At 69.1% G+C, this 14458-nt stretch carries 16 protein-coding genes; 2 read left to right on the top strand and 14 right to left on the bottom strand.

Features of this window, described 5'->3' with window-relative positions; all coding sequences use genetic code 11:
• Positions 1–5 precede the first annotated feature (5 nt).
• From ACSX1C_RS11550 to ACSX1C_RS11495, 12 genes are all read right to left on the bottom strand, one after another.
• Positions 6–323, bottom strand: coding sequence for a YkgJ family cysteine cluster protein (locus ACSX1C_RS11550; protein WP_439886256.1), 318 nt, complete (start codon positions 321–323; stop codon positions 6–8).
• A gap of 37 nt (positions 324–360) precedes the next feature.
• On the bottom strand, positions 361–885 hold the full coding sequence (locus tag ACSX1C_RS11545) for a DUF2878 domain-containing protein (protein ID WP_439886255.1): 525 nt from the start codon (positions 883–885) through the stop codon (positions 361–363).
• The gene (locus ACSX1C_RS11540) at positions 878–2152 is read right to left on the bottom strand and encodes a class I SAM-dependent methyltransferase (RefSeq protein ID WP_439886254.1); all 1275 of its coding nucleotides are present in this window, start codon (positions 2150–2152) and stop codon (positions 878–880) included. Before ACSX1C_RS11540 ends, ACSX1C_RS11545 begins: the two co-directional genes overlap by 8 nt.
• Positions 2139–2939 carry a DUF1365 domain-containing protein gene (locus tag ACSX1C_RS11535; protein ID WP_439886253.1) on the bottom strand — a complete coding sequence of 267 codons (801 nt, stop codon included), beginning with the start codon at positions 2937–2939 and terminating at the stop codon, positions 2139–2141. Before ACSX1C_RS11535 ends, ACSX1C_RS11540 begins: the two co-directional genes overlap by 14 nt.
• Positions 2939–4186 carry an NAD(P)/FAD-dependent oxidoreductase gene (locus tag ACSX1C_RS11530; protein ID WP_439886252.1) on the bottom strand — a complete coding sequence of 416 codons (1248 nt, stop codon included), beginning with the start codon at positions 4184–4186 and terminating at the stop codon, positions 2939–2941. Before ACSX1C_RS11530 ends, ACSX1C_RS11535 begins: the two co-directional genes overlap by 1 nt.
• Positions 4183–4962, bottom strand: coding sequence for an SDR family NAD(P)-dependent oxidoreductase (locus ACSX1C_RS11525; RefSeq protein ID WP_439886251.1), 780 nt, complete (start codon positions 4960–4962; stop codon positions 4183–4185). The genes ACSX1C_RS11530 and ACSX1C_RS11525 overlap by 4 nt, the downstream gene beginning before the upstream one ends.
• Entirely contained in the window at positions 4959–5381 is a 423-nt protein-coding gene (locus ACSX1C_RS11520; RefSeq protein WP_439886250.1) for a nuclear transport factor 2 family protein, read from the bottom strand. Before ACSX1C_RS11520 ends, ACSX1C_RS11525 begins: the two co-directional genes overlap by 4 nt.
• Positions 5381–6823, bottom strand: coding sequence for a deoxyribodipyrimidine photo-lyase (phrB, locus tag ACSX1C_RS11515; RefSeq protein WP_439886249.1), 1443 nt, complete (start codon positions 6821–6823; stop codon positions 5381–5383). Before phrB ends, ACSX1C_RS11520 begins: the two co-directional genes overlap by 1 nt.
• Positions 6811–7752 (bottom strand): MerR family transcriptional regulator, encoded by a 942-nt coding sequence (locus tag ACSX1C_RS11510; protein WP_439886248.1) that lies wholly within the window; start codon positions 7750–7752, stop codon positions 6811–6813. Before ACSX1C_RS11510 ends, phrB begins: the two co-directional genes overlap by 13 nt.
• A complete protein-coding gene (locus ACSX1C_RS11505) occupies positions 7749–8717 on the bottom strand; it encodes a YbgA family protein (protein WP_318645117.1) in 969 nt (322 codons plus the stop codon). The genes ACSX1C_RS11510 and ACSX1C_RS11505 overlap by 4 nt, the downstream gene beginning before the upstream one ends.
• Positions 8718–8815: 98 nt before the next feature.
• Entirely contained in the window at positions 8816–8962 is a 147-nt protein-coding gene (locus ACSX1C_RS11500; RefSeq protein ID WP_439889407.1) for a TIGR02450 family Trp-rich protein, read from the bottom strand.
• A gap of 72 nt (positions 8963–9034) precedes the next feature.
• Complete coding sequence (locus ACSX1C_RS11495) at positions 9035–10027, bottom strand: NAD(P)/FAD-dependent oxidoreductase (protein ID WP_318645118.1); 993 nt, start codon at positions 10025–10027, stop codon at positions 9035–9037.
• 200 nt (positions 10028–10227) lie between these two features.
• Between ACSX1C_RS11495 and ACSX1C_RS11490 the strand changes: the two genes are divergently transcribed.
• Both ACSX1C_RS11490 and hemH read left to right on the top strand, forming a co-directional pair.
• Positions 10228–11133: a TIGR01777 family oxidoreductase gene (locus tag ACSX1C_RS11490; protein WP_439886247.1), complete on the top strand. Its 906-nt coding sequence runs from the start codon at positions 10228–10230 to the stop codon at positions 11131–11133.
• A gap of 12 nt (positions 11134–11145) precedes the next feature.
• The gene (gene hemH, locus ACSX1C_RS11485; protein WP_439886246.1) at positions 11146–12168 is read left to right on the top strand and encodes a ferrochelatase; all 1023 of its coding nucleotides are present in this window, start codon (positions 11146–11148) and stop codon (positions 12166–12168) included.
• Positions 12169–12298: 130 nt separating this feature from the next.
• Here hemH and ACSX1C_RS11480 read toward each other — a convergent pair whose 3' ends face one another.
• Complete coding sequence (locus ACSX1C_RS11480; protein WP_439886245.1) at positions 12299–13564, bottom strand: uracil-xanthine permease family protein; 1266 nt, start codon at positions 13562–13564, stop codon at positions 12299–12301.
• A 2-nt stretch (positions 13565–13566) separates the two neighbouring features.
• Positions 13567–14205 carry a uracil phosphoribosyltransferase gene (gene upp / locus ACSX1C_RS11475; RefSeq protein WP_318645123.1) on the bottom strand — a complete coding sequence of 213 codons (639 nt, stop codon included), beginning with the start codon at positions 14203–14205 and terminating at the stop codon, positions 13567–13569.
• Positions 14206–14458: the final 253 nt, after the last annotated feature.

Here is a 14458-nt window from a genome sequence, read left to right as displayed (position 1 = left end):
TGGATTCAGCGATAGATGCCGGCCATGCCCTGGCGTTCGTCCAGACATTCGGCCGAGCCCATCTCGAATTCGCGGCAGATCAATGGGCGCTGTGCGTAGATGGTGCAGCGCATGCTGTCGCGATCCAGCGCCGCGCACCAGCCGTCGTCGAGCCGGCGCATCACCTCGCCGCCCCAGGCGTCGGTGGCGATGAAACGCTGGGGTACCCCGGTGTCGCCGAGCAACATGACCTCCAGCTGGCAGCAGCAGGCGGCGCAGTTGGCGCAGTTGACGTTCGCTGTATCGGGCAACTGGGTGTGGGCAATAGGCAGGAGGTCGCTCATGGCCCGCAGTGTACGCCAGCCATGGCCGGCGCGCCGCTCAGCCCGACCGGCGCGCCTTCAGGCTCTGCTGGTACTGGCTGCGATAGAGTTTGGCGAAGCCGTGCAGCACGGGCATCACCAGGGCCCAGATCAGCGCCAGCAGGGCCAGGGTCGGCCAGGTGCCATAGGGCAGGGTGACGTCGGCCAGCTGGGCGCCGGCGTAGTAGGACAGCGGTCCGCCGACGGCGCCGAGCAGGCTGCCTCGCCACCAGGGTTGCGCCGTCCAGGCCAGGCAGTGGTTGAGGGTGGTCGCCAGCAGCAGCCAGAGCAGCGCCAGCCACAGCGGAATCAGGGTGCGTAGCTCGCCGAAGTCGAACACCCCGAGGTTGAGCAGGAAGCTGTCCAGGGCGCTGCCGGCGAGGAACACGCTGAGCAGCAGCTTGCCCTCGGCGGCCCAGCTGGCGGTCCACAGCAGGTGCACTGCGAGGATCGGCAGCACCAGCCACAGCCAGGGGCCGCCGCCCAGCACGCAGGCCAGCCAGCCGAGCTGGAACAGCAGGGCGTTGACGATCGGTTTAGACATCCAGGCGTCCCAGTAGGGGTTGCGGTCGCGCCGCCGGCTTGGCCAGCAGCAGTTGGGCGGTGCCGATGGTGCGCTCGATGAAGCCGCCCTCGCAATAGCACAGGTAGAACTCCCACAAGCGGTAGAAGTGCTCGTCGTAGCCGAGCCGTTCCAGTCTGTGCCGCGCCTGGCGCAGGTTGGCGTGCCACAGGCGCAGGGTGCGGGCGTAGTGCAGGCCGAAATCCTCCATGTGCTGCAGGTTCAGGTCGGTGCGGCTGCCGACTATCTCCAGCATCTTCTGCACGGAGGGCAGGGCGCCGCCGGGGAAGATGTAGCGCTGGATGAAGTCGACGCTGCGCTTGGCCTGCGCATAGCGCTGGTCGCGGATGGTGATGGCCTGCAGCAGCATCAGGCCGTCGTCCTTGAGCAGGCGGGCGCACTGCTGGAAGTAGGTGGGCAGGAAGCGGTGGCCGACCGCCTCGATCATCTCGATCGACACCAGCTTGTCGTACTGGCCGGCGAGGTCGCGGTAGTCCTCCAGCAGCAGGGTGATGCGCTCGCCCAGGCCCTGTTCGGCGATGCGCCGGGCGCAGTAGTCGTACTGCTCGCGGGACAGGGTGGTGGTGGTCACCTTGCAGCCATAGTGGCTGGCCGCATAGATGGCCATGCTGCCCCAGCCGCTGCCGATCTCCAGCAGGTGGTCGTCGGGGCGCAGCGCCAGCTTGCGGCAGATGCGTTCGAGCTTGTTCAGCTGGGCCTGTTCCAGGCTGTCGTCGGGGCCGTCGAACTGCGCCGCGGAATACATCATGGTCGGGTCGAGGAACTGCTCGAACAGCGCGTTGCCCAGGTCGTAGTGGGCGGCGATGTTCTTGCGCGAGCCGCGCCGGGTGTTGCGGTTGAGCCAGTGCAGGCCCTGGATCAGCGGCCGGCCGAGGCGGGCCAGGCCGCCCTCCAGGGCATCGAGCACCTCGAGGTTGCTGACGAACACGCGCACCACCGCGGTCAGGTCCGGGCTGCTCCAGTAGCCATGGATAAAGGCCTCGCCCGCGCCAATCGAGCCGTTGCCGGCGACCAGGCCCCAGACGGCGCCGTCGAGCACCTCGATCTGCGCGCTGAGGCTGGCCTGCGGGTCGCCGAACGCCAGGCGCTGCCCGCCCTCGATGATCAGCAGGTGGCCATGGCGCAGCTGGCTCAGCTGGTGCAGCACGGCGCGGCGCAGCAGGCCGGCGCCGAGGCCCTGGCCGGCGACCAGGGAGTATTTGCCGGTGGTTGGGCTAGAGCTTTTCATGGGAGAGGTCCTTCGCGTGTGCCCGGGCCGTGCGGAAGCCGTCGTCCGCGACCTGGTGGCTGAACAGGGGCGTGCGTTTGAGCAGCAGGCGCAGGGCCTGCCAGTAGATGGCGGCGAGGGTCTTGCCGGTCATCCAGGGGAAACGCAGCAGGTAGCGATGCAGGCTGGCGCGGTCGAGGGGCTCGCGGTGCAGGCTGAGGCTGGCGTCGAACAGCTTGTTCTCGCCCTGCCAGTCGGCCATGTGCAGGCCCAGGCGCCGACCGGGCGCGGCGAAGCTCATGCGGTATTGCAGTTCGCGGGGCAGGAAGGGCGAGACGTGGAAGGCCTTGGCCACGGCGACGTGCTGGCGGCCCGCGCCGCTGGCCGGCAGCACGTAGTGGTAACGCTCGCGCCAGGGCGTGTTGCTGACCTCGCAGAGGACCGCCGCCAGGCGCCCGTCCGCCTCGAAGCAGTAGAAGAAACTCGCCGGGTTGAACGCCAGGCCCCAGCTGCGCGGCTGGGTCAGCAGGCGGATCGCACCCTGGGGCGCCTGACCCAGAGCCTCGGCGACCCGCTGGCGCACCGCGTCGACCAGGCGCATGCCTTGGCCGGTGAGTTCGGGCAGGTAGTCGCTTTCGCGGAAGGCGAAGGGCGCCCAGCGACCGCCGCCGGCCAGGGGCGACAGCGCCAGCACCTGCTGCTGCTCGGCCAGGTCCAGGTACAGCAGGCCCATGCGGTAGCGGAAGCTATGGCTGCGCGGCGCAAAGCGCCGGTGCTGCACCCAGCCGCTGTACAGGGCACTGTGCATCAGAGCGCCTCGCCGAAGGCGCGGGCCACGCGCAGGGCGCTGACCACCCCGTCCTCGTGGAAGCCGTTGGCCCAGTAGGCGCCGCAGTAGTAGCTGTGCTGGGCGCCGAGCAACTCCTGCCAGCGCGCCTGGGCGGCCATGCCGGCCAGGCTGTACTGCGGATGGGCGTAGCGGTAGCGGCCGAGGATCTTGTCCGGGTCGATCGCCGCGGTCTGGTTGAGGCTGACGCAGAAGGTGGTGTCGCTGTGGATGCCCTGGAGGATGTTCATGTTGTAGGTCACCGCCGCCGCCTGCTCGCTCGGCCCGCCGAGGCGATAGTTCCAGCTGGCCCAGGCCAGGCGGCGCCGGGGCAGCAGGCGGGTGTCGGTGTGCAGCACCACATCGTTGTCGGCATAGGGCAGGACGCCGAGGATGTCCCGCTCGGCCTGGCTCGGCTGGGCCAGCAGGGCCAGGGCCTGGTCGCTGTGACAGGCCAGCACCACCTTGTCGAAGCGTTCCGTGCCGGCGGCGCTGTGCAGCGTCACGCCCGCCTCGTCGCGCTCGATGCGCTGCACCGGGCAGTTCAGGCGGATGCGTTCGGCGAAGGGCGCGCTGAGCGGCGCCACATAGCTGCGCGAGCCGCCTTCGATCACCCGCCACTGCGGGCGGTCGCTGACCGACAGCAGGCCGTGGTTCTTGAAGAAGCGCACGAAGAACTGCAGGGGGAAGTGGAGCATCTCGGCCAGGGACATCGACCAGATCGCCGCGCCCATCGGCACGATGTAGTGCTCGATGAAACGGCTGCCGTAGCCACCCTGCTGCAGGTAGTGACCGAGGGTGACATGCGCGTCCAGGCGCCCGGAACCCAGGTCGGCGAGGGCTTCGCGGTTGAAGCGCAGGATGTCGCGCAGCATGCCCCAGAACGGCGGCGAGACCAGGTTGCGGCGCTGGGCGAACAGGCTGTTGAGGTTGTTGCCGTTGTATTCCACGGCGCTGTGCGGGTCGCGCACCGAGAAGCTCATCTCGGTGTCTCTGGAGGCGACGCCGAGGCGGTCGAGCAGGCGGATGAAGTTGGGATAGGTCCAGTCGTTGAACACGATGAAGCCGGTGTCGATGGCGTAGTCGCGACCGTCTACCCGCACATCGACGGTGTGGGTATGGCCGCCGACCCAGTCGCCGGCCTCGAACAGGCTGATGGCGTGACGCCGGTTGAGCAGGTAGGCGCTGGTCAGGCCGGCGATGCCGCTGCCGATGATGGCGATCTTCATGGGCGTTCCTTCGACGCTGTTGCGCGGCGCGCCATGCGTCGGCCGATGGCCAGTTGCAGGCGTCCCGGCAGGTGGGCGAGCAGCCGCAGTGCGGCGATGAACGGCCGCGGGAAGGCGATCTCCAGTGGCCGCTTGTCCAGGCGGCTGGCGATATGCTCGGCGGCTCGCTGCACCGGCCAGCGCATCGGCATGGGGAAGTCGTTCTGCCGGGTCAGGGGCGTGTCGACGAAGCCGGGGCTGACCAGGGTGACGTCGATGCCTTCGTCGGCCAGGTCGATGCGCAGTGCCTCCAGCAGGTAGCGCAGGCCGGCCTTGGAGGCGCCGTAGGCTTCGGCGCGGGGCAGGGCCAGGTAGGTCACCGAGCTGCCGACACCGACCAGGTGTGGCTGCCAGCCGCGGCGCAGCAGCGGCAGGGCGGTCTCGATGCAGTAGCTGGCGGCGAACAGGTTGACCCGCATCACCCGCTCGATCATCGCCGCCTCGAAGGCCCGGGCATCGACGTATTCGCAGGTGCCGGCATTGAGCAGCAGGGTATCCAGGGCGCCCCAGCGCGACGCGATGCGCTGGCCGATGTCGCGTACCTGCGCGGCGTCACCGAGATCGCCGGGGGCCAGCAGCACCTGTTGTGGATAACGGTCGGCCAGGGCGCGCAGCGGACCCGGGCGGCGCGCGCTGAGGGCCAGGCGATGGCCCTCCGCGAGCAGCCGCTCGGCGAGCGCCGCGCCGATGCCGCTGCTGGCGCCGGTGAGCCAGATGCGCCGCGGCGTGCCGCTCATGCCAGACTCCGCTTCAGCCAGCGCACCGGCCGGCCGATCAGGGGCGCGTGCTCGTAGAGCAGGGCGCCGGCGTCGAAATAGTCGCGGTGCTGCTGCACCTTGTCCTGCCACAGCAGGTGCGAGCAGCCCTCCACCCGGATCGGCTGGCCACCGGCCAGGCGTGGATGGCGATAGCTCAGGGTCCAGCGCAGGTAGCCCTCGCCCTCGCGGACCTGGTCGAAGCCATGGAAGTCGAAGCGCAGGTCGCTGACGTTGGCGTACAGCCGGGCGAAGTAGCGGCGCAGGTTGTCCAGCCCGCGCACCTCGTGCAGCGGGTCGCAGAACAGCGCGTCGTCGCTGTACAGCCGGCCCAGGCGCTCGAGGTTGTCCTTGTTCAGGGCGGCGAAGTCCTTGGCGAAGCGGCGCAGGAAGTCGCTCATCAGCTGGCCTCCTGGTGCAGCGGCGGCAGGTTCTTGAAGGCCGCCAGGGCCCGTTCGCGACTGTGGCCCAGGTCGACGATCGGCCGTAGATAGTCGAGCGCGTCGAACAGCCCGCCGCGCACCCTGCTCGGCTCATGAATGGTCTTGTCGTCGAGCCCGGCCAGCTCCGGCAGCCAGTGGCGGATGAAGCGGCCCTGGGGATCGAAGCGCCGCGACTGGCTGACCGGGTTGAACAGGCGGAAGTAGGGCACCGCGTCGGTACCGGTGGAGGCGCTCCATTGCCAGCCGCCGTTGTTGGCCGCCAGGTCGCCGTCGATCAGCTGGCGCATGAAATAGCGCTCGCCGGCGCGCCAGTCGATCAGCAGGTTCTTGGTCAGGAACATGGCCACGACCATGCGCAGGCGGTTGTGCATCCAGCCGGTGGCGTGCAGCTGGCGCATGGCCGCGTCGATCAGCGGGAAGCCGGTGCGGCCCTGCTGCCAGGCGGCGAGCTCGTCCGGGGCGTCGCGCCACGGCAGCGCCTCGGTCTCCGGACGGAAGGCGCGGTGCCGCGAGACGCGCGGGTAGCCGACCAGGATGTGCTTGTAGAACTCGCGCCAGAGCAGCTCGTTGATCCAGGTGACGACGCCGTTGTTGCCGCCATCGAACTCGCCCCGATTGACCTGCAGGGCGGCATGCAGGCACTGGCGCGGCGACAGCACGCCGGCGGCGAGGTAGGCCGACAGCTGGCTGGTGCCGGGCTGGGCGGGGATGTCGCGGGCGTCCTGGTAGTAGTCGATCTGCTCGTCGGCGAAGCGTGCCAGGCGCTCATGGGCGCTGGCCTCGCCGGCCGGCCAGAGCTGGCGCAGCGTCTCGTCCGCCGGGCTGAAACCCGCGGCAGCGGCGGGCACGGTATCGCTCGCGAGCGCCAGGGGCGCCTGCGCCGCCGGGGTCGGAAGCAGGGGCGGCAGGGCGGTGTGCAGGCGCTGGTAGCAGAGCTTGCGGAACTGGCTGTAGACCTTGAAGTAGCCACCGGACTGGGTCAGCAGGCTGCCCGGCTGGAACAACAGCTGATCGAGGTAACCGTGGAAGGCCACGCCCTGTTCGTCGAGGCGCCGGGCCACGGCCTGGTCGCGGCGCTGCTCGTTGATCCCGTACTCCTCGTTGACCCGCACGGCGGCGACCCGCAACTCGCGGCACAGAGCGCCTATCACGTCGGGCGCGGCGTCCCAGCTGTCGGCCTGGCGGATCAGCAGGGGCACGTTGAGCCTGCCCAGGGCGGTGGACAGCTCGGTCAGGTTGCGCAGCCAGAAGTCGACCTTGCAGGTTGCGTCGTCGTGCTGGCGCCACTGGCCGGGGCTGAGCAGGTAGAGCGCCACGGTCGGCCCGGCCGCCATGGCGGCGGCCAGGGCACTGTTGTCGCGTACGCGCAGGTCGCTGCGCAGCCAGATCAGTTGCCGCATGGGGTCACCTGTGAATTGTCCTGAAGGTTGAGCTGGTGCAGCGCTTGCAGCGCCTCCAGTGGGTCTTGCGCCAGGCGCAGGTCGGTGCGCGCGGCGGTCAGTTCGGCCAGGGCCTGGCGATGAATGCGTACCACCGGCCCGGCCAGCACCGTGGGGCAGCGGCCGGCGCCGAGCAGGCGCGGCAACTGCTGGCCGTCGAGGGCCTGGCTGGCATACAGCAGCAGGGCGCAGGGGCGGATGCGCTCGACGGCCAGGCCCAGTTCGGCGGCCGGCACCGGCCAGTCGAACACTTCCACCGCATGCCCGGCGCCGCTGGCCAGCCAGGCGCTGAGCCACAGGCCGGGCTCCATCGGACGGTCGCTCAGGTTGATCAGCAGCACCGGCGCGCCGCCGTGCAACCGGTTGTTGTGGTACAGCCGGGCGCCCAGCTTGCTGCGCAGCCAGGAGAGGAAGAACACCCGCTCCAGTTCCGCGCCGGCCTGGCCGTGCCAGCGCGACTCCAGGGTCTCCAGCAGCGGCAGCAGCAGTTGCTGGCACAGGGTCTGCGGCGGATACAGGGCCATCTCGCCGTTGAAGCAGTCGTCCAGCCGGCGCTCGGCCAGGTCGCCGATAGCCGTCAGCAGCTGAGCGCGCTTCTGATCCCACTGCGACAGGTTTTCCTCCGGCGCGCTGCGTTGCGCTTGCAGCAGGCCCTTGACCTGGCCGACCGAGACGCCGCGCTCGAGCCAACCGAGGATCGCCTGGACCCGCGCGATGTGCGCCGCGGAGTAGAGGCGATGGCCCTTGGCCGTGCGCTGCGGCAGGATCAGGCCATAGCGGCGCTCCCAGGCGCGCAGGGTGACGGCGTTGACGCCGGTCAGCCGCGCCACCTCGCGGATCGGCAGCAGGCCCTCGCCCAGGGTATCCCGCTCGGTGCCTGCGCCGTTCATAGCGCGTTGCGCAGGCCGAGGTTTTCCGGATGGGGCTGCAGGTAGGCCTGCTGCGCCAGGTAGGCATCCGGATGACGACGCAGGTGGTGCTTGAGCAGGGTCAGGGGCACCACCAGCGGCACGATGCCGCCGCGGTATTGACCGATCAGCGCGTGCAGCTCCTGGCGCTCGTCCGGGCTCAGGCCGCGCTTGAGGTAGCCGCTCAGGTGTTGCAGCACGTTGCTGTGGGTGCCGCGGGTGGCGCATTGCTTCAAGGCGGTCATCAGCTCGCGGAAATAGCGCGGCGCCAGCTCCGCCAGATCATGCCGGGCGAGGTCGCCGAGCAGGCGGCCTAGGGCCCGGTACTGCAGCGGCGCGGTGGCCATCAGCAGGTACTTGTAGCGCGAGTGGAAGGCAATCAGCGCCCGGCGCGTCAGGCCCTCGCGCAGCAGGCGCTGCCACTCGGCATAGGCGAACACCCGGGTGAGGAAGTTCTCGCGCAGCACCGGGTCGTTGAGCCGGCCATCCTCCTCCACCGGCAGGTCGGGGTGTCGGGCCATCAGCGCCGCGGCGAAGATGCCGCGACCGGTGGGTTCGCTGGGGCGGCCGCCGTCCTGATAGACCTTGACCCGCTGCATGCCGCACGAGGGCGATTTCTGCATCAGGATGTAGCCGCTGATGCCGTCCAGCTGCTCGGCGATGCGCGCGCCGTAGGCGGCCAGGCGTTCGGTGACGTCCAGTTCGGCGTTGACCGAACCCACTGCCCGCGGGGCCTGGGGATTGCCGACCAGGCGGATGGGTTCGCGCGGTGTGCCGAGGCCGATGGCGACCTCAGGGCACAGGGGGACGAAGTCGAAGTGCTCGCCGAGCACCTGGCTGCACAGGCGCGATTCCTTGTGCCCGCCGTTGAAGCGCACTTCGGCGCCCAGCAGGCAGGCGCTGATGCCGAGCTTGGGTTTGTGCTGGGGGGCTTGGATGGTGGGCATGGGCAACCTCCTGCGAATACCTGTACAGATATATTTTTCTGTACAGCTTTCGTTCAGCATAGGCGCGCGAGGTTTCTTGTACAAGTATTTTGTACAATTTACGTATAGGTATTAGGGGCTGGCGCTGACTGTGTAGGCGGCAGTTCGACGGCTACGACCTCATCCTGTTCGTCGCGCACGAGCTCGATGACCGGGAAGGGCTTCTCGCGATTGTGCGGCTGTCGCGCCGTCCACTTGGATGGCAGCGGTGTGCGCGGGTTGATGCGCTGGCGGGGGCGTGGTCCGGAGGCGGCCGCGCAGTGTCGCGCGGCCGGGGTTCATTGCAGATGGCCGATCAGCTTGTGCGCCGCTTCCTGGCCGCTCAGCCAGGCGCCTTCGACCCGGCCGGACAGGCACCAGTCGCCGCAGGCGTAGAGGCCCAGGTCGGCATCGGCCAGGGCGCCCCATTGGTGGGCGGCGCCCGGGCGGGCATAGAGCCAGCGGTGGGCGAGGCTGAAGGTCGGAGCGGGCAGGGTGCAGCCGATCATCTCGGCGAAGGCGCCAAGCAGCTGTTCGACCACCTCCTCCTTGGGCAGGTCGAGGTGCTGCTTGCTCCAGCTGCTGCTGGCATGCAGCACCCAGGTGTCCAGGGTGGTTTCGCGACCGGGCTTGCTGCGGTTGCGGGCCAGCCAGTCGAGCGGGCTGTCGTGCACGAAACAGCCCTCCACCTTGGTCTGCAGGGGGCTGTCGAAGGCCAGGGCGGCGGCCCAGGTCGGCTCCATCGGCACGCCGGCGGCGGCGGCGGCGAGCTTCGGCGCGCTGGCCAGCAGGGCGCTGGCCTGGGGCGCCGGGGTGGCGATCACGACATGGCTGAAGGGGCCGTGGCTGCCGCCGTCGGCGTCCTGCAGGTGCCAGTGCTGCTCGCCGCGAAACACCTCGGTGATGCGGCAGGAGAAGTGCACCGGCAGTGCCCCGAGCAGGGCGCGGGTGATGGCGCTCATGCGCGGGATGCCGACCCAGCGCAGCTGCTCGTCTGGTGAGGCGCTCAACTGGCCGTCGCGGTAGTGGTAGAGGCTCGGCTGCCATTCGGCGACCCAGCCGCGGGCCTGCCAGTGCTGCACCGCCTCGACGAAGCGGCGGTCGCGGGCGGTGAAGTACTGCGCGCCCAGGTCGAGGGCGCCGGCGTCGCTGCGCTTGCTGGACATGCGCCCGCCGCTGCCGCGGCTCTTGTCGAACAGCTGCAGCTCGTAGCCTGCGGCGTGCAGGGTCTGGGCGGCCGACAATCCGGCAATTCCGGTGCCGATGATGGCGATGGGGGCGATTGCTGTCATGGTCTACCTCGTGTGCTAGAGCGGCAGGCTGCGCTTTAGACAAAAGCTATACGATATTGTAGTTATGTATAAACTATGCGCAGTTCTTTTCTCGTCTCTCTATTATTTAGGACAACCTGCCTCGGGATAAAAGGCACGTGCCAGCGCTATAAATCAGACTAGGGCGATAACCCGGTGTTACGCCATGCGAGGAAGATGCCATGCACATATTGCTGACAGGCGGTACTGGCCTGATGGGGCGCGCCCTGTGCCGTTACTGGCTGACCCAGGGCCATCGGCTGACGGTGTGGAGCCGCAGCCCGCAGCGGGTGTCGAGCCTGTGTGGCGCCGAGGTGCGCGGCATCGGCCGTCTCGAGGAGCTGGGCGAGGAGCCGCTGGATGCGGTGATCAACCTGGCGGGCGCGCCGATCGCCGATCGGCCCTGGACGCGCAAGCGCAAGACCCTATTGTGGGCCAGCCGGATCGGTCTCACCGAGCAGTTGCTGGCCTGGCTGGGGCGGCGCGAGCAGAAGCCCCGGGTGCTGCTGTCCGGCTCCGCGGTGGGCTGGTACGGCGACGGCGGCGAGCGCGAGCTGCATGAGGATACGCCGCAGGTTACCGATGATTTCGCCGCCCAGCTGTGCGGTGCCTGGGAGGAAACCGCGCAGCGCGCCGAGGCCCTGGGGCTCCGCGTGGTGCTGGTGCGTACCGGCCTGGTGCTGGCGCGGGACGGTGGCATGCTCAAGCGCCTGTTGCTGCCGTTCAAGCTGGGCCTCGGCGGCCCCCTGGGCGACGGCCGACAGTGGATGCCCTGGATCCACCTGGCCGACCAAGTCGCCCTGATCGATTTTCTTATGCTCCAGCAACAGGCCAGTGGTCCCTATAATGCCTGCGCCCCGCAGCCGGTGCGTAACGCCGAGTTCGCCAGCGCCCTGGGCCGCGCCCTGCACCGTCCGGCCATCCTGCCGGCGCCGGCCTTCGTCCTGCGCGTCACCCTGGGCGAGCTGTCCGGCCTGCTGCTGGGCGGCCAGCGGGCGCTGCCGGTGCGCCTGGGCGAGGCGGGATTCGCGTTTCGTTTCACCGATCTGGATGCGGCCCTCGAGGACATTCTGGCCGACCACCATTGAATAGGACTGTTTATGACCGATCACGCCTTGTTGCTGGTCAACCTGGGTTCTCCGGCCTCGACCGACATGGCCGATGTGCGTCGTTACCTCAATCAATTCCTCATGGACCCCTATGTGGTCGACCTGCCCTGGCCGCTGCGCCGCCTGCTGGTGTCGCTGATCCTGCTCAGGCGTCCGGCGCAGTCGGCCCATGCCTATGCCTCGATCTGGTGGGACGAGGGCTCGCCGCTGATCGTGCTGAGCCGGCGCCTGCAGCAGGCGATGGGCGAGCACTGGCCCCGCGGCCCGGTCGAGCTGGCGATGCGCTACGGCGAGCCGTCGATCGAGTCGGTGCTGACTCGTCTGGCCGCCCAGGGCATCCGCCGGGTGACCCTGGCGCCGCTCTATCCGCAGTTCGCCGACAGCACCGTGACCACCGTGGTCGAGGAGGTCAAGCGGGTGTTGCGTGAGCAGGGCCTGAAGCTGCAGCTGTCGATCCTGCCGCCGTTCTACGACCAGCCGGAGTACCTCGACGCCCTGGTCGACAGCGCCAGGCCCCATCTGCAGCAGGGCTTCGACCACCTGCTGCTGAGCTTCCACGGCCTGCCGGAGCGTCACCTGCACAAGCTCGACCCCAGCGGCCACTGCCTAAAGGGCGCCGACTGCTGCCGCATGGCCTCGCCGGAGGTGCTCGCCGGCTGCTACCGCGCCCAGTGCCTGCGCAGCGCCGAGGCCTTCGCTGCGCGCCTGGGCCTCAAGCCCGAGCAGTGGTCGGTGGCCTTCCAGTCGCGCCTGGGCAAGGCCAAGTGGATCGAGCCCTACACCGAGACCCGCCTGGACGAGTTGGCCGGGCAGGGGGTGAAGAAGCTGCTGGTGATGTGCCCGGCCTTCGTCGCCGACTGCATCGAGACCCTGGAGGAGATCGGCGACCGCGGCCGCGAGCAGTTCCAGGCGGCCGGCGGCGAGAGCCTGGAGCTGGTGCCCTGCCTCAACGCTCACCCGAGCTGGGTGGCCGCCCTCGCGCGGCTGTGCGAGCGCGCCCCGATGATGCTCTAGAGCCTGGCGGCGATCGTCTTCTGGGGTTATTGGTGCGCGCGGCGCGCCCTACGGGAAACAGTGAGCTGGCTGTAGGCAGCGTGCGCAACGAAGAAGCCCCGCATCGGCGGGGCTTCTTCGTCTGGGCCGCTTAGCCCTGCTCTTCGCTCAGCGCCTTGCTGCGCCAGCCCTTGCCGCCGGGCAGCAGCAGGTTGAGCAGGATGGCGATGATGCCGCACAGGGAGATGCCCTTGAGGCTGACGTCGCCGGCGCCGATGACCATGCCGCCGATGCCGAACACCAGGGTCACCGCCACTATCACCAGGTTGCGTGCCTCGGACAGGTCGACCTGGTGGCGGATCAGGGTATTCAGGCCGACCACCGCGATGGAGCCGAACAGCAGGCAGAGGATGCCGCCCATCACCGGTACCGGGATGCTCTGCAGCGCCGCGCCGAACTTGCCGATGAAGGCCAGGGCCATGGCGATCAGCGCCGCCCAGACCATCACCCTGGGGTTGAAGTTCTTGGTCAGCATCACCGCCCCGGTGACTTCCGAGTAGGTGGTGTTGGGCGGGCCGCCGAGCAGGCCGGCGGCCGAGGTGGCCAGGCCGTCGCCCAGCAGGGTGCGGTGCAGGCCGGGCTTCTTCAGGTAGTTCTTGCCGGTCACCGTGCCGATCGCCAGCACGTCGCCGATGTGCTCGATGGCCGGGGCGATGGCCACCGGCAGGATGAACAGGATCGCTCCCCAGTGCAGCTCCGGGGCGACGAAGTTGGGCACCGCCAGCCAGGGCGCAGCGGCCACGCCGCTGAACTCCACCACGCCCAGCAGCACTGCCAGGGCATAGCCGACGGCGACGCCGCAGAGGATCGGGATCAGGCGGAACAGGCCGCGGCCGACCACCGCGACGATCAGGGTGGTGAGCAGCGCCGGCAACGAGATCATCAGCGCCGTGTCGTAGGGCACCAGCTGCACGCTGGCGTCGCCGGCCTTGCCCATGGCCATGTTGGCGGCAACCGGGGCCAGGCCCAGGCCGATGGCCATGATCACCGGACCTATCACCACCGGCGGCAGCAGGCGGTCGATGAAGCCGGTGCCCTTCAGGCGCACCGCGCCGGCCAGCAGCATGTACATGCCGCCGGCGGCCACCAGGCCGCCGAGGGTCGCCGGCAGGCCGAAGTCGCTTTTCGCCGCCAGGATGGGGGCGATGAAGGCGAAGCTGGAGGCGAGGAACACCGGCACCTGGTTCTTGGTCACCAGCTGGAAGATCAGGGTGCCCAGGCCCGCGGTGAACAGTGCGACGTTGGGGTCCATGCCGGTGATCAGCGGCATCAGCACCAGGGCGCCGAAGGCGACGAAGAGCATCTGCGAGCCGGCCAGGGCCTGGCGCCAGGTGGGGTCCTGCATGTGCTCCTGCATGCTCAGGCGTCCTTCTGCTTGGTGCCGAAGATCTTGTCGCCGGCATCGCCCAGGCCGGGAATGATGTAGCCGTGTTCGTTGAGGCGTTCGTCGATCGAGGCGGTGAAGATAGTCACGTCCGGGTGGGCATCGCCCACCGCCTTGATGCCTTCGGGGGCGGCGACCAGCACCATGGCGCGGATTTCCTTGCAGCCGGCCTTCTTCAGCAGGTCGATGGTGGCGACCATGGAGCCGCCGGTGGCGAGCATCGGGTCGATGATCAGCGCCAGGCGCTCGTCGATCTCCGGCGCCAGCTTCTCCAGATAGGTGTGTGCCTGCAGGGTCTGTTCGTTGCGCGCCACGCCGACGGCGCTGACCTTGGCCCCGGGAATCAGGCTGAGCACGCCGTCGAGCATGCCGATGCCGGCGCGCAGGATCGGCACCACGGTGATCTTCTTGCCGGCGATCTTCTCCACCTGCACGGTGCCGGCCCAGCCCTGGATCTCGTAGTTTTCCAGGGGCAGGTCCTTGGTCGCCTCGTAGGTCAGCAGGGCGCCGACTTCCTGGGCCAGTTCGCGGAAGTTCTTCGTGCTGATATCGGCGCGGCGCATCAGGCCGAGCTTGTGACGGATCAGCGGGTGGCGGATCTCGAGGATGGACATGCGGAGCTCTCCGGCGGGACGGGCGAAAATGGCGCTAGATTAAAGCATTGCGCCGGGCAAGTGGGGCGCGCCGTGCCGAGTATTGCCGGGGGGATAGCGGTTAATATCCCCCGTTTCGCCGAGATAAGCGCCGGGTGGCCGCGTTTGTCCGCCGGGGCTTGCCCCGCGGCGGCCGGATGCGTACCTTTGCCGACTTTTATTTTGACGACCCGATCAGCTTCCCTGCCGCGCGCAGGGCCACTCACTCAAGAGG

Source organism: Pseudomonas sp. MBLB4123 (assembly GCF_051904775.1).
Lineage (GTDB): Bacteria > Pseudomonadota > Gammaproteobacteria > Pseudomonadales > Pseudomonadaceae > Aquipseudomonas > Aquipseudomonas benzenivorans_B.
The sequence above is the reverse complement of the archived record's forward strand: the minus strand, read 5'-3'. Positions and strand labels throughout refer to the sequence as shown.

Excerpts from the sequence above, each read along its gene's own strand:
- ACSX1C_RS11550 (WP_439886256.1), bottom strand. The coding sequence starts at position 323 with ATGAGCGACCTCCTGCCTATTGCCCACACCCAGTTGCCCGATACAGCG.
- ACSX1C_RS11545 (WP_439886255.1), bottom strand. The coding sequence starts at position 885 with ATGTCTAAACCGATCGTCAACGCCCTGCTGTTCCAGCTCGGCTGGCTG.
- ACSX1C_RS11540 (WP_439886254.1), bottom strand. The coding sequence starts at position 2,152 with ATGAAAAGCTCTAGCCCAACCACCGGCAAATACTCCCTGGTCGCCGGC.
- ACSX1C_RS11535 (WP_439886253.1), bottom strand. The coding sequence starts at position 2,939 with ATGCACAGTGCCCTGTACAGCGGCTGGGTGCAGCACCGGCGCTTTGCG.
- ACSX1C_RS11530 (WP_439886252.1), bottom strand. The coding sequence starts at position 4,186 with ATGAAGATCGCCATCATCGGCAGCGGCATCGCCGGCCTGACCAGCGCC.
- ACSX1C_RS11525 (WP_439886251.1), bottom strand. The coding sequence starts at position 4,962 with ATGAGCGGCACGCCGCGGCGCATCTGGCTCACCGGCGCCAGCAGCGGC.
- ACSX1C_RS11520 (WP_439886250.1), bottom strand. The coding sequence starts at position 5,381 with ATGAGCGACTTCCTGCGCCGCTTCGCCAAGGACTTCGCCGCCCTGAAC.
- phrB (WP_439886249.1), bottom strand. The coding sequence starts at position 6,823 with ATGCGGCAACTGATCTGGCTGCGCAGCGACCTGCGCGTACGCGACAAC.
- ACSX1C_RS11510 (WP_439886248.1), bottom strand. The coding sequence starts at position 7,752 with ATGAACGGCGCAGGCACCGAGCGGGATACCCTGGGCGAGGGCCTGCTG.
- ACSX1C_RS11505 (WP_318645117.1), bottom strand. The coding sequence starts at position 8,717 with ATGCCCACCATCCAAGCCCCCCAGCACAAACCCAAGCTCGGCATCAGC.
- ACSX1C_RS11495 (WP_318645118.1), bottom strand. The coding sequence starts at position 10,027 with ATGACAGCAATCGCCCCCATCGCCATCATCGGCACCGGAATTGCCGGA.
- ACSX1C_RS11490 (WP_439886247.1), top strand. The coding sequence starts at position 10,228 with ATGCACATATTGCTGACAGGCGGTACTGGCCTGATGGGGCGCGCCCTG.
- hemH (WP_439886246.1), top strand. The coding sequence starts at position 11,146 with ATGACCGATCACGCCTTGTTGCTGGTCAACCTGGGTTCTCCGGCCTCG.
- ACSX1C_RS11480 (WP_439886245.1), bottom strand. The coding sequence starts at position 13,564 with ATGCAGGAGCACATGCAGGACCCCACCTGGCGCCAGGCCCTGGCCGGC.
- upp (WP_318645123.1), bottom strand. The coding sequence starts at position 14,205 with ATGTCCATCCTCGAGATCCGCCACCCGCTGATCCGTCACAAGCTCGGC.